Source organism: Kribbella deserti (assembly GCF_042434725.1).
GTDB lineage: Bacteria > Actinomycetota > Actinomycetes > Propionibacteriales > Kribbellaceae > Kribbella > Kribbella deserti.
Map to the genome: position 1 here is coordinate 170,607 of NZ_JBHLTC010000002.1, position 13,307 is coordinate 183,913.

The window sequence follows — 13,307 nt, forward strand, 5'->3', positions numbered from 1 at the left end:
GTGTTGGAGGGACCAGCTGCCGAGGTTTCGTACGACTACCTGGTTTTGGTGCGACTACCCGGCTGCAACCGGGTAGCGGTCAAACAACTCGGCAGTGGCCATCCCAAAGCCCGGTAGTCAGCCCAAAACCCGGTCACCGACCCGCACCGCGCCGCCGACGTTCGCGGCCCGGCGGGACTGGACAGGCTGGGGGGCAAGTACGTGCGTATGCGTTGATCGAGAACGCCCGATTCGCAGCATGAGAGGACGTTTGCCGAACGTCTCTGCTCTGATTGGCGAATGCACAAGGTCGTTATCGGAGCGCTCGTCACTGGCCGTCGGGTACTGCTCGCCCACCGAAGTCCGAACAAGCTCGCTTACCCCGGCGTGTGGGATCTGCCGGGTGGGGTGGTCGAGACAGGCGAGTCTGAACTCGAGGCGCTCGCCAGGGAGCTGAACGAAGAGCTTGGCGTGAAGATCGCGACGTCGTCGGTATCTCAGCTGGGACGGGTGGAAGCTGGTCCGGCTGAGGACCCGGCACACGTCTCGGCGGCTGCCAGTCGTCCGGCCGACGAGCGGGGGCTCACACCGTGGAATGCATCGGTTTTGCCGAAGTTCAAGAATGGGTACCTGGCGGTCGGTAAGCAATCCGGCTATCGCAGGGAGTAGTGATGGGTAACACGACTGAGTCGGTCGATGTGAACGTCGACGTGACCACCGCTTATAACCAGTGGACCCAGTTCGAGTCGTTCCCGCAGTTCATGGACGGTGTCGACGAGATTCGCCAGCTCGATGCCACCCACACCCACTGGGTCACCTCGATCGGTGGCGTGAAACGGGAGTTCGACGCCACCATCACCGAGCAGCACCCCGACGAGCGGGTCGCCTGGACCACCGAGAACGGGCCGACGCACGCGGGCGTGGTGACCTTCCACCGCCTCGGCGACAACGAGACCCGGGTAACGGCGCAGATGGACATCGATCCCGAGGGCTTCGCGGAGAACGTGGCCGACAAGACCGGTGTCATCTCGCGCCGGGTGAAGGCGGACATGGCCCGCTTCAAGGAGTTCATCGAGTCCCGCGGCGGCCAGGAAACCGGCGCCTGGCGCGGCGACGTAGCCCGTCCCGACGCGTAACCACCCGGCCCCCGAGCAACCAGGCACGCCACGCGAGGCCGTTAGCGCCGTACGGCGGGGAGGCGCGAGGTCTGCGGGGTACGGCGGTTGGCGCCTGGCGTCACGACGTACGGGCTGGTTGCGCGCGGCCGGGCGCCGTACGGCGTGCGCGGGCTACGCGGGCGGTACGTGTTTGCGGGGGATGGAGTAAGTAGACGGTGGGAGATGCGATGCGGGTAGTTGTGACGGGTGCTAGTGGCAACGTTGGGTCCGCGCTGCTTCGGCGGTTGGGGCAGACCGATCACTCAGTGATCGCCGTAGCGCGTCGGCTGCCCGCGTCGGTCGTTGGCGGGCGCGACGTCCGGTGGGTGTCGGCCGATTTGTCGACGGCGGACAGCGTGCCGGTCCTGCTTGACGCGATGGAAGGCGCGGATGCCGTCGTACACCTGGCATGGGCCTTCCAGCCGTCACACGATCTGCGGTACCTCGAGGAACTAGGCGTTGGTGGGACCCGTCGTGTCGTGGACGCGGCGATGGCGGCGGGTGTGGCGCACGTGGTGCACATGTCGTCGGTTGGCGCTTATTCGCCCAAGTGGGATGGCGCTCCGGTCGACGAGAGCTGGCCTACCGAGGGTGTTCCGAGTTCGTCGTACAGCCGGCACAAGTCCGCCGCGGAACGACTGCTCGACTCCTTCGAGACCGCCGAGGCCCCGGTCATCACCCGGCTGCGCCCAGGAATCGTGGGCCAGCGCTCCGCGGGCAGCGCGCTGCTGCGCTACGGGCTGCCGCCGGTCATCCCGTCCAAGGCCTTGGGCGCCGTACCGATGTTGCCGCTGCCGCGCGGGCTGACCGTACCTGTGGTGCACGCCGACGATCTGGCCGACGCGATTCTGCGGGTCTTGGAGCGAAGGATCGGCGGGCCTTTCAATTTGGCGGCACCCTCGCCGGTCACATCGACGGATCTCGCGTCGGCTTTAGGGGCCAGGTTGCTGCCGGCGCCCGCCGTGGTCGTGCGTGCCGCGATGGCGGCGGCGTGGCACGCGCGTTTGCAACCGGTTTCGCCAGGGTGGTTCGACCTCGCGGTCAGCGCTCCGATGATGTCGAGCGCCCGGGCGAGGGACGAACTCGACTGGTACCCGCAGCGATCATCGATCAGCGTGCTGGCCGAAACGTTCGCCGGGATGCGCGCTGCGGACGCCGGCGAAACACCGGTGCTACGCCAACGCACCGTCGCGGGCGAACTGAAACAACTGTTCCGCGATGGCCCGATCAGCCGAAGACCGTTGCCTTGACACCGCATCTGAGGAAGGCCCGCCGTGCCGTCGGCCAGGCCCTGCGCGCGAACGACCCGGCCGGACCAGGCAGGCCCGCCGACGCGAAAATCTGAAGGGTCGACCTTGTTCGATGAAACCTTCTTGATCTCCTCATAACTTTCCCGGCTGTTGCCGCGTCTCTATGGCTATGAAAGCGACTCGACACATCACCACGTTGCTGGCCGCCGGGACAGTACTGGCTGCCGGCATCGGTATGGCCGCTCCCGCGTCCGCCACTGCGACCAATAGATGCCTACAGCAAGCACCGATCAGCGCGCGTACGGCGATCCACCTGACCGACAAACCGGCCACGGTCAATCTCGCGATCCGGGGCGAGACCTGCGACAACGCGGCCTTCACCGTGCAGAAGTCCGACGGTACGCACCGTCAGAAGGTGGCCCTGCCCGATATCGAGATTCACCCCGACTTCACTGGTACCTACGGCACCTTCCAGGTCCCGTTGTCCATTGGTGCGAGCACCTGGCAGGTCACGCACGTGCACTCCGGCACTTCGACCCACCAGCTCCCGACGCCGCTGGCGTTCACCGTGCAGCGCGGTACCAAGGTGACGGCCGCCCAGACCTCGGCGCCGTACCTGCCCGGCCAGTCCGTCACTGTTGCGGGCACCGGCTTGCAGTACACGGCCAGTGGTTCGCTCGTCGCCCTCGGCGGTAAGACCGTCAGCATCCTCAACGGCGGCACCGTTCTCGGCACGAGCCGTACGGACGCCGCGGGGCGCTACGCCGTGACGTTCAAGCCTTCGGCCGGGATCTCCTCCGTGAACGTCCGGATCCTTTCCGGCAACCCCCAGGTCGTCAACGGGACTTGGTCGGCCAACCTCAAGGCGGCGCCCCGTCCGACCACCCTCACCGGTACGGCGGGTCCGACCGCGGGTGGCGTGGTCAGACCCGGCACGAAGATGTCCACCTTCGGCCACCTGAAGGTGATGTACACCAACGGACAGACCGGGCCGTACGCCGGTCAGGAGATCCACGTCCAGACCCGTCCGAGGTCCAACCCGGCCGCGCCGTACACCACGGTGGTCAAGGCCAAGACCAGCACGAGCGGGTACTACTACGCCAACTGGAACGCCGCCGTCGACGTAGACGTGCGCGTGGCCTACCTGTCGCCGTACACGGGCGTGAAGTCGGCCTACCGCTGGCTCACCGTCATCGACGTCCAGTAACCCTTCGAGCGCCGACGGCCAAGGACCGGCCGTCGGCGCCAGGATCACGGACTGACACTGCCTCCGTACTGGGACGCCACTTCGGTGTCCCAGTACGGAGGCAGGCCGGCCGGTTCCCACGCCGGATCGGGACGGAAGTCCGTGTACCGGCCGTCGAACGCGAACCGGCCGGCCTCGATGTCGCCGGTGATGCGCTCGCCGGCGGCGCGGATGCGGTCCGCCTCGGCTGCCGTCCAGTACGCCGGATGGTCGACGCGCTCGGCCAGTTCGTCCTCGTCCTTCCAAGACCAGCTGCGATCGGGCGCGACCAGGATGTCGAGCGCGTGATCGAGCACGTCGATCCCGGCCGACCAGCGGCGCGCCGGGGATTCCAGGTTCACGTACCAGCCTTCGAACCGCAGCTCCAGATCGAAGAACCACCACACCGAATGATCCGCCCCGGGCTCGGTGCGGATCAGTACGTGCCGGCCCTCCCAGCGCCGAGGCCAGAGCATGGACGGCGTACGGTCCCGCTCTGCCAGCGACATCTTCCGGATCGACGCGCCGTCCCGCGTGCCGCGCAGCATGCAGTCCGATCCGGACGCGGTCCAGGTGAGCAGCGCCTCCGCGTCGTCGCGCAGGACCCGCGCGGTCTGCACCGCGGCGATCATCCCGTTGTGGTGGACATCGCGGCGAACGATGGATCGACCAGCTGCGAAGCTCATCGCGCCATCGTACGGCCACGCCTCAAACCGCCCACGTGCCGCCGACGCCAGCGCCTTGGCCGCCTGGATGAACGCCTCTCGCTTGCCCTCGTGCGCGGTGAGCACGCTTGAGTGGCGCGGATGAACGGTGGTGAGCGTGAGCGGTTGTGGTGGTGTTTGATCGATTGCGATCGAAGTATTGCTGCCGTGTCAGGGGCGCATGAGTGTGGTCCCTGCGCCTCGCCGGTACCGGCTGAGGGGTTTGGCGACTCAGTACTCGGAGGCAGCAGCATGCTTTCCAGCAACCGGTGGCGGCGGACGGCGTCCGTGGCGCTCATGGTCACGTGCATCTGGGCCAGCGCGCCCTCCTTCGCGGCATCGGTGACCGACCTGCCCCAGGACGTCACCGCCGACGGAGTGGGAAAGCTGCCAGGGCTGAGCTTCGGGACCGACGCCACCGCGTGGAGCGACATCGTCGTCGACGGTGACGACGTGCAGCGCGACCCGACGGGCAAGGCGTACAACGTCTTCGGCGGATTCGGCTCGGTCTCCTGCAACAACACGTCGCGGCTGTTGCTCGACTACCGCGAGGAGAACCCGGCGGCGTACTGGCGGATCCTCAATCTGCTGTTCAACAAGCGGACCGGCGCGGGCCTCAACCACATCAAGGTCGAACTCGGCTCGGACACCGACACCTCCTCGGGCGCCGAACCGGCCACCAAGCGCAGCGCGGACGAGCCGGCGAACGTGCTTCGCGGCGCGGGCTTCCGGCTGATCGCGGACGCGAAGAGGATCAACCCGCACGTCAAGGTCGAGGCGCTGCGCTGGGGTGAGCCGTCCTGGACGGGTAACCGCGTGGCCGATCGGTACCGCTGGTACAAGGAGACGATCGACGCCGCGTACGACACGTACGGCGTCAAGTTCGACTACATCAGCCCGTCGCAGAACGAGCTGAACATGAACCAGCTCAACTCCGAACTCGCCTGGGTGGTCGACTTCGCGAAACGCCTCGAGGTGGACGCGCGAGCCGATGACGCCCGCTACGACTACAGCAAGATCAAGGTCGTCGCGATGGACTCCTACCGCAACGGCGAGACGGTTGGCGCTGCTCTGCTGGCCAGTCCCGAGGCGCTCGCCCAGGTCGACGCCATCGGCGTGCACTACACGATCGGCGGCGGACCCAACCTCACCCGGCTCAACAAGGAGTTCGGCAAGGAGGTCATCTACTCCGAGGGCGTCGCGCCGATGATCGACCCGGAGTACCGCATCAACGCCCAGCCCGAGCGCGGCGGGATCGGTGGCGCGGTCGGCGCGGTCGACATCGCGGACCGGTTCATCAACGCCTATCGCTGGTCCGGCTCCGGTGACAACCCGGCGCACATGACGTCGTTCCTCTTCCAGCCCGCGGTGAGCGCTCTCTACGAGGGATCGTCGTACTCGCCCAAGCACCTGATCCGGGCCTCCGACCCGTGGTCCGGCTACTTCGAGGGCGGCGTCGGGATCACGTTGGTGCGGCACTTCATGCAGTTCATCGACGAAGGCTGGGAGTACATCGAGGGGGCCAGCTACGGAGACGGAACCTTCTCCGACGGCGGCACCACGGTCGACTCGAGTACCCGCACGTACTTGACGCTGCGGGAGCCGGCCAAGCGAGCTGGCGAGGGCGCCAGCGGCCCGGGTACCGATTTCACCCAGGTCCACGCCAACAACACGAACAAGGCGCGGTACTTCGAGGTCAAGGTGAGCGACCTCGGTACCAAATCGACAACACCGCTGCACCTTTGGCAGACCAAGGGACCGGACAACGCCGCCACCCAACCGGTCGACGTGAATCACTTCAAGCACATCGGATTCGTCACGCCGGTGCGCGTGGAAACCGGTGACAACGGCGGCAAGTCCTTCGTTTATCGCCTCAAGGTCGAGCCGTATTCGATTCTCACGATGTCGACCCATGCCCGTGGCATCCACCGTTCGGCCACGGAATACGTCAGCGGCGAATACGCACCAAAGGCCGCGAACTCGCCGCTCGCGCTGCCGTACTCCGATGATTTCGAGTACGCCGGTTACCCGAGCGAAAACGTCAATGGCGTCGACATGTCGTATTTGCAGCGGCGTGGCGGAACCCCGCGGTACACGGCCGACCAGAACGGCGCGTTCGAGGTGGTCGAGTCCGGCGGCGGCAACGTTCTGCGGCACCGCATTCACGCGGACAACCGCGGTTACACCTGGAACGCCTGGGGCGACGGATCGCAGAACCGGCTCTCCACGGCCACACCGGCGACGATCCTGGGCGATCACACCTGGGCGAACTACCGCGCCTCGATCGATGTGCGCTTCGACCAGGTAGTCCGTAATCCCGCCCTGCCGAACTTCGCCGGGCTCGGGGTGCGACAGGTGGTCAGCCAGGGAGCGAACCTCGCGGCCTACTCCCTGCGGCTGTCCCCGGCGGGCGAGTGGCAACTGCGCAAACTCGACACAATTGTTGCCTCGGGCACCATTTCGGAATTCGACCCGGCCGCGTGGCACCGCATCTCGCTGGAGGCGAAGGAGAACCAGCTCACCCCGGCGGTCGATGGCGTCGAGCTCCCGACCTGGACCGACACGGCGCCGAACACGGTGATGACGGGTCGCCTCGCGCTGACGTCCGGCTTCTACGAGAACAGCTGGGACAACCTTTCGGTCGTACCGATCGAGGGCCACGCCTGGCGCTCGGACAAACTGGACGACACGGAGCGCGAGGTTGCGTACGCCGGCGCCGCGCAGTTCCAGCAAGTGGGCTTCGCGAACTACAACCGGACGTTGCACGTGCTCAGCCCGGGTGCGTCGTTCACGGTGCCGTTCCGGGGAACCGGGGTCAACCTCTTCGGCGCAACCGCGCGAGCCACGCTGGACGTATCGGTCGACGGTGCACCGGCTCAGCGGATCTCGGTCGGCACGGCCGGAACCCGCCAGACGTCGTACTGGCTCCGCGACTTGGCGCCGACGGCCCACACCCTGAAGGTCACCGTCGTCACGGGCACGTACACCCTCGACGGCATCGACATCCTCGGAGAGGTGGAGTAGGTAGCCCGGTACGACGGGGCCGTGCGTACTCGCACACCAAGTTCTCGCCCGTCCACGCGCGGTGACCCGCGCATCCGGTCGGCTAGTGTCCTGAGTCGGAAGTTCGTGCACATCTCCGGCGCCCAGGCACGCACCTCGCGGCGTTGGAGAAACGGCCACGATGCTAGAGCATCGCGACCGCTTCTCCGCCTTGCGATGCACGCACCTGGACACCGGAGCTGAAGCACGAACTTCCGACTCAGGACACTAGGAGCAAGGCGACGAGGTGTCGAGCCGGCGGTCTGTGCCGGGTAGGCGGTCGGCCGGATAGGCGGGGCGGCTAGGCGAGCGAGGGCGCAGGCGGGCCTAGATGTGCGGCGACGCGGGCGGGCAGATAGACGCGCGGCGACGCGGGCGGGCGGGATACGCGGGCGGGCAGATAGACGCGTGTCGGCGGGGCGACTGCCTGGACCGGTCGCGGAGGCCGAGCTTGGCGACGATGCGCGACACGTACGTCTTGACGGTCTCGTGGCTGGTCGCCAAGGTGGCGGCGATCTCGCTGTTGGAAAGGCCGTCCGCGATCAGCGGCAGTACCTCCACACCACGGTCAGCGCCATGCCGGCCACGACCACAGCGAGACTCGCCTCCGGTCCGAACTCGCCGCCGCTCAGTGCGACCGACCCTGATGTCACGCCGTCCAGCAGGCATCCCGGCGCGCTCGCACCGGACGCGTCGGTACCGAAGATGGCAGCGGCGGCATAGTTCCAGCCGAGCTGTCAACCGGTTGCGCAAGGTGCCTGATGGTTTCGCCTGACGGCAAGGTGCCGGTGCGCTTCTGCCCACCCGGTGGCCACCGAAAAATTGCGAGAAAGGAAAGTCTCGTATTTTCCTGCCTGGGATTCGAGTGGCTCGGCGCGGCCGATATTGCTCGGGATTGCGGCGTGAATGCCCGGGCGGGGGCCGGAATGTCTCTTTATCCGGAGAAATACCGGCCGCGAATGGGCTGGAAATGGTGAAATTCTTTCCAGGTGAACGGGCGGTGAAATGTCCGGTGCAAAATGCAATTGCCCGTTCCTGGCCAGGTGGCCGCTGGTTAGTCTCGGCTCGGCTGTACGTAATTCATTACCCAACGAGTGATCGGAGTATGCGCGCATGTTGCCCGCAGAGAAGGCTGGACTTCCATCCCGTGTTGCCAAGGTCCTATTGGCTGTCGGCATCGCTACCGTTTTGGCCATCGGCCAGACCACCAGTGCATCCGCCGCGGTGCTGACGCCGCTGCCGGCCAATGCCACCAGCTTCCAGCGGTCGTACCAGCCGTTCTTCGACTATGACGGTGATGGTTGCCTTCCGGTCGCGGCGATCGACGGCAACGGCCGGCTGAACGGCGGCCTCGATGACAGTGGCCCTGTCACCGGACAGTGCCGAAGCAATCACCTCGGCAAGGCCAACACCTATGCCCGGTCCAAATGCAACAACGGCTGGTGCGCGATCGCCTATGCGCTGTACTTCGAGAAGGACATGAGCTGCGCCGGTTGCACCGCCACGTCGCACCGCCACGACTGGGAAGGCGTCGTGGTGTGGGTGCCGGAGCACCAGTCGACCCCTCGCTTCGTATCCGTGTCCCGGCACGGCAAGTATGAGACCAGGTCGTGGAGCAACGTCCCGAACAAGAGCGGTATTCGGGTCCGGGCGGTTTACCACAAGGACGGCGGCCTTACGCACATCATGCGGTTCGCGGGATCCGGCGAACAGCCGGAGGCCTGGGGCGGCGGGCGCTGGGATGAACCGGCTCTGCTCAGCTGGACGAATCTCCGCAGCGATCTGCGGACCAAGCTGAACAACGCCTCGTGGGGCGACGCCAACTTCCCGCTGCGCGACAGCCGATTCCCAACCGAACTGAGCCGTGCCAAGCCGTCCGGCATCCCCTTCAACCCCAACGGCTGACACCTGAGGCGAGCAGCCACGCCGGACGGCCTCCGGCCGAGACTCCTCCATCCCCGCGAGTGGTCGCGTTTGGACGTGACCACTCGCGGGTTCTGCCGGGGCGCCGCCGATCGGCCGGGCGGGCTCGATCGGTCAGCAGGTGCTTGAACGGAACGGGCGTGCGGAGTCCAGCAGGAGCAGGGTTTTGCGGTTGAAGGGTGATCGGTGGATGCAGGTGTCGGAAGTTGTTACCTCGACCGAATGGGCGTCCACGAAGCGGAAGGTCGGAATGACGGTTCCGCTGTCCTGACCGTTGCGGCTGCCGCCATCGTCGTACCAGACGACGGTTTCCTGCGATAGCAGACCGCGATCACGGCGCAGACGTACCTCGGACCCGACGACGCCTCTCACACGTACGAGTTCGTAGCGGCCGTCCGGCGATGCCACCCGGTCCTTCGCGGGCCCCTGCGGCGAAAGCTCGGCGGCCAACCACGCCGTACCACCGGCAAAGACGAGCCCCACAGCGCCGAGTACGACGGCGGCGATCCGGATCGCGCGGCGGCGCCATACGAGGGCTGCCACGGTGGCGACGGAGACTACCGCCAGGCCTGTCGATGCGGCGACCAGGAAACCCTGGTACCGAAGGTTGAACGGGTCCCACCAGGTCACGGCACAAACCACGACAACAACCGCGACGGCCGCCAGCAACACGACCACTCGTGCACGCGACACGTGTCACTCCTTCAAGCCGTCGGCGCGGATCGTCCGCGAAACGCCGATGGTAGTCAGCTATCGGGTCGCGGTTGGGGCACATCCCGATGAAGGTCCCGGCAGCTGCCCCTTGCATCAGGGAGGATCGACCCCGACCACCAACCGAGGGAAACCGATGAGATCGAAAGCCCAGCTGCGCAGGGGAGCAGCATCGTTCGCAGCGGCCTGTCTAGTGGTCGTTTCAGCCGGGTGCGGCACGGGGGAGGACGCAGCGCGGAGTCAAGGTACGCCGACGGCTGCCGCGACCGCGCACGCTCGACCAAGTGGCGACGTTCGAACCGACCTTGCTCCGATCAAGCGACGTTTCACCGCGCTGGGAACGCCGGTGCGAGCGTCGTGGCAGGCCGGCGTATTGGGCGATCAGCGCGTCCCAGGACCTTCCTCCTACTGGATCGACGCCATCGTCACCCTCCAGCCCGAAACCGCGCGAACCCTACGCAAGAGTGGCGTCGTGACGACCGCCGTACCCGCCATCACCGCGGCTTTACGCAGCGCACTGCCGAGTGGTCCCTGGCAGACCGGCGCGGACCTGGATCGCGTCGTATCCGGCACGTCTGGATATGCCTGCCGCGCGTACCTCGCCAAGGACACCGACGTGATCGTCCTCATCGCCGAAGGAGACGGCGGCTAGGCCTGGGGCAGCCGACCGCTGGGGGCGGCAAATTCCGGTGACGTTGATGGGAGTGGCCGCGATAATGACCGGCGTGGATGAGGTCGAGGTTGTTGTTGCCCATAACGAGCGGGTGACTCTGCGCGTTGGCGACGTGTTCCTGAAGATCGACTCCGACCAGGCGAATATCGACGTTGAGGTCGAGGCGATGGCGCTGGCGCCGGTCCCGACTCCGGAGATTCTGTGGCGGAAGCCGCCGGTGCTCGCGATCGCCGCCGTGCCCGGGACGGCACTTGGCCGCCTGGGTGAGCCGTCGCCCGCGTCACCAGCGGCGTGGGCCGCGGCGGGTGCCGCCATCCGAAGATTGCACGACGCGCCGCTACCACCGTGGCCCGGGCGAAAGAGCCGCGACGAGATCGCAGCGCACCTCGACGGCGAATGCGATTGGCTCATCTCCACCGGCGTACTTCCCGCCGACCTGGTCAAGCGAAACCGTGAGATCGCCGAGGCCGCGCTCCGGCCGTGGAAACCGGTGTTCACGCACGGGGATCTGCAGATCAGCCACGTTTTTGTCGACGGCGACGAGGTCACCGGCATCATCGATTGGTCCGAGGCGAGCCAGGGAGATGCGATGTTCGACCTGGCCATCCTGACGCTCGGACACGAGGATCGCCTCGCTGACGTGGCCGTCGGTTACGGCAGTGACATCGACCTCGACGTGGTCCGTGCATGGTGGTCATTGCGAAGCCTCGGGGCTTCGCGCTGGCTGGTCGAGCACGGCTTCGACCCGAACTCGCCCGGCTGCGAGTTCGACGTACTCAGATCCCGGATGTGAGGCCACGCCGCCGAGCGCGCTACCTGGACGCTGCCGGCGCCGTCGATGTCAGGTGGTCGGTCTTCGCCCGTCCGGCTGGCCATTTCCAGAGCCGGGCGTGGGTTCGCCCGAGTACGGGTGGAGTACGGGCAGCGTGGTGCTCGGCGTTCCGCTGGCCTACGGGTTGTTCTACGCGAACGGCCGGGCGCTCGGCGCCGTACTGACGGGTACCCGGCTCGTACGGCTGAAGGGCGCCTTGGCACACGGCGGCAGCGGTACCGCACCAGGTACGACGTACCGCGCCAGCGTGGAGGTCGACGCAACCAACCGCCTCCGGGCAGCCGAGTCCACCACCCATCGCTAGAGCGTTCCGCAACGGCCCCGGGTAGTGGTTGGGGCTACCGCGAAGCGCCGTCGTGAGGATTACGGCCGGCGCCAGTTGCTGTTGGGGAGATGGCTACCGGTCCGGTCACAATCGCTGTAGGCATGCCCGTCGGTACCCCACGATCGCAGGCGCTAACTACCGGGCCAGGACGCCATCAGGAACGCTTGGCGCCGGCATGCTCAGGGCCGGCGGCTGTTGAGTCGGTGCCGTAGTCCTCGAGGTTGCGTAGGCGGCGGATCGGGCTGGCCCAAACCAGCAGGGGACCGAGCAGCATCAAGGGTGCGGTGAGCAGCAGGGTTGTCCGTACGCCGACCAGTTCCGCCAGCGCGCCGGCAGCCAACCCACCGGCCGGGATCAACCCCCACGACACGAACCGTACGGTCGCCATCACCCGCGAGAGCAACTCCGGCGGGCTGGCCACCTGACGGTAGGTGCGAGTGACGACGCTGCCCGGTACGACCGATCCGGCGAACAGACAGTTGCCGATGGCAAAGAAGATCCAGCCGGTCACGCCGTGTCCCCACGGGATGATCATGGCCGCCACGGCGCCAAGCAGGCCTTCGGCGAGCAGCACGCGCGCCGAACCGATCCGCCGGACCAGCCACGGAGTGAGGGCCGCGAAGATCAGCGCGCCGACGCCTTCGGTCGCCAGCAGCAGTCCAACCACGCCGGGCGGGGCTTCGAGATCCCGCACCAGGTAGATGGCGAACAGTGCCATCTGCGCGCCGCAGACGAAGTTGACCACGCAGGCCCACCAGGTCGCGGGAGCCATCACCGGATGGCGGGACACGAACCGCCAGCCGTCGGCGATCATGGCCCGCATAGTCGTACGCGCTTGGTCCGAGTCCACCGGATTGCGTTCGGGCAGGCGCCGAAGCAGCACCGCGGAAGCGACGTACGACACGGCGTCGACGAACAACGCCGGCACCGCGCCCATCAGCTGCACGAGCAAACCGCCCAGCGACGGTCCGCCCAGCTGGGTCACCGCGTGCGTGCCCGACATCAGGCTGTTGCGGGCGTTGAGCTCGTCCTTCGGAACCACCGAGACCATGAACGTCGAGCTGGCGGCGAAGAACAGGACCTCGGCGAAGTTGATGACCAGCGCGGTCGCGACGAGCTGGCCGATGGACAGGTATCCGAGCCACCACACGAGCGGAACCGACGCGATCGCGGCGGCCCGGACGAGGTCACAGGCGATCTGCGTACGGCGAAGGGGGAGGCGCTGGGTGATGACGCCGGCGGGCAGGCCGATCAGGGCCCAGGCGAGGTACGACGCGGCCGCGACCAGGCCGAGCTGGAACGGCGTCGCGTCGAGCACCGTGACCGCGGTGAGCGGTAGCGCGACGGCGGTCACCGCCGTACCCGTGCTGCTGAGCGTGCTCGCGCCCCAGTAGTTCCAGAACGCCCCGGCGTCGCGCCTCATCGTGCTCCCTGTCTGAGTGAGTTCCGAATTGGAACCCTATGCGAGAATGGCGGTCGACGCCAC

At 67.0% G+C, this 13,307-nt stretch carries 13 protein-coding genes and 1 pseudogene; 10 read left to right on the top strand and 4 right to left on the bottom strand.

Annotated elements, in window-relative coordinates; translation table 11 throughout:
* The first annotated feature begins 279 nt into the window (after window positions 1-279).
* The 4 genes from ACFFGN_RS03535 (at window position 280) to ACFFGN_RS03550 (ending at window position 3,593) form a co-directional block, all read left to right on the top strand.
* A complete protein-coding gene (locus tag ACFFGN_RS03535) occupies window positions 280-648 on the top strand; it encodes an NUDIX domain-containing protein (protein WP_380043809.1) in 369 nt (122 codons plus the stop codon).
* A gap of 2 nt (window positions 649-650) precedes the next feature.
* Window positions 651-1,115: an SRPBCC family protein gene (locus tag ACFFGN_RS03540; protein ID WP_380043810.1), complete on the top strand. Its 465-nt coding sequence runs from the start codon at window positions 651-653 to the stop codon at window positions 1,113-1,115.
* Window positions 1,116-1,324: 209 nt separating this feature from the next.
* Window positions 1,325-2,386, top strand: a complete 1,062-nt coding sequence (locus ACFFGN_RS03545) for an NAD-dependent epimerase/dehydratase family protein (protein WP_380043811.1) — start codon at window positions 1,325-1,327, stop codon at window positions 2,384-2,386.
* Window positions 2,387-2,555: 169 nt separating this feature from the next.
* The gene (locus ACFFGN_RS03550) at window positions 2,556-3,593 is read left to right on the top strand and encodes a hypothetical protein (protein WP_380043812.1); all 1,038 of its coding nucleotides are present in this window, start codon (window positions 2,556-2,558) and stop codon (window positions 3,591-3,593) included.
* A gap of 44 nt (window positions 3,594-3,637) precedes the next feature.
* Here the strand turns inward: ACFFGN_RS03550 and ACFFGN_RS03555 are convergent, their stop codons facing one another.
* A complete protein-coding gene (locus tag ACFFGN_RS03555) occupies window positions 3,638-4,297 on the bottom strand; it encodes a ribonuclease FAU-1 family protein (protein ID WP_380043813.1) in 660 nt (219 codons plus the stop codon).
* Between the two features lie 360 nt (window positions 4,298-4,657).
* Here ACFFGN_RS03555 and ACFFGN_RS03560 point away from each other — a divergent pair, with 360 nt between their 5' ends.
* Window positions 4,658-7,339, top strand: a complete 2,682-nt coding sequence (locus ACFFGN_RS03560; RefSeq protein WP_380043814.1) for a hypothetical protein — start codon at window positions 4,658-4,660, stop codon at window positions 7,337-7,339.
* Between the two features lie 345 nt (window positions 7,340-7,684).
* Here ACFFGN_RS03560 and ACFFGN_RS03565 read toward each other — a convergent pair.
* Window positions 7,685-7,924, bottom strand: a pseudogene (locus ACFFGN_RS03565) (helix-turn-helix domain-containing protein); the annotation flags it as partial.
* 194 nt (window positions 7,925-8,118) lie between these two features.
* On the opposite strand from ACFFGN_RS03565, the gene ACFFGN_RS03570 reads away from it, so the two are divergent.
* Both ACFFGN_RS03570 and ACFFGN_RS03575 read left to right on the top strand, forming a co-directional pair.
* The gene (locus tag ACFFGN_RS03570; RefSeq protein WP_380043815.1) at window positions 8,119-8,334 is read left to right on the top strand and encodes a hypothetical protein; all 216 of its coding nucleotides are present in this window, start codon (window positions 8,119-8,121) and stop codon (window positions 8,332-8,334) included.
* Between the two features lie 136 nt (window positions 8,335-8,470).
* A complete protein-coding gene (locus ACFFGN_RS03575) occupies window positions 8,471-9,262 on the top strand; it encodes an NPP1 family protein (RefSeq protein WP_380043816.1) in 792 nt (263 codons plus the stop codon).
* 132 nt (window positions 9,263-9,394) lie between these two features.
* On the opposite strand, the gene ACFFGN_RS03580 is transcribed toward ACFFGN_RS03575, so the two are convergent.
* Window positions 9,395-9,973, bottom strand: coding sequence for a hypothetical protein (locus ACFFGN_RS03580; RefSeq protein WP_380043817.1), 579 nt, complete (start codon window positions 9,971-9,973; stop codon window positions 9,395-9,397).
* Window positions 9,974-10,337: 364 nt separating this feature from the next.
* Here ACFFGN_RS03580 and ACFFGN_RS03585 point away from each other — a divergent pair, with 364 nt between their 5' ends.
* The 3 genes from ACFFGN_RS03585 (at window position 10,338) to ACFFGN_RS03595 (ending at window position 11,800) form a co-directional block, all read left to right on the top strand.
* Window positions 10,338-10,643: a hypothetical protein gene (locus tag ACFFGN_RS03585; RefSeq protein ID WP_380043818.1), complete on the top strand. Its 306-nt coding sequence runs from the start codon at window positions 10,338-10,340 to the stop codon at window positions 10,641-10,643.
* Between the two features lie 64 nt (window positions 10,644-10,707).
* A complete protein-coding gene (locus tag ACFFGN_RS03590) occupies window positions 10,708-11,457 on the top strand; it encodes a phosphotransferase family protein (protein WP_380043819.1) in 750 nt (249 codons plus the stop codon).
* Window positions 11,458-11,554: 97 nt separating this feature from the next.
* Window positions 11,555-11,800 carry a hypothetical protein gene (locus ACFFGN_RS03595; protein WP_380043820.1) on the top strand — a complete coding sequence of 82 codons (246 nt, stop codon included), beginning with the start codon at window positions 11,555-11,557 and terminating at the stop codon, window positions 11,798-11,800.
* Window positions 11,801-11,975: 175 nt separating this feature from the next.
* Here ACFFGN_RS03595 and ACFFGN_RS03600 read toward each other — a convergent pair whose 3' ends face one another.
* Window positions 11,976-13,244 carry an MFS transporter gene (locus ACFFGN_RS03600; RefSeq protein ID WP_380043821.1) on the bottom strand — a complete coding sequence of 423 codons (1,269 nt, stop codon included), beginning with the start codon at window positions 13,242-13,244 and terminating at the stop codon, window positions 11,976-11,978.
* Window positions 13,245-13,307: the final 63 nt, after the last annotated feature.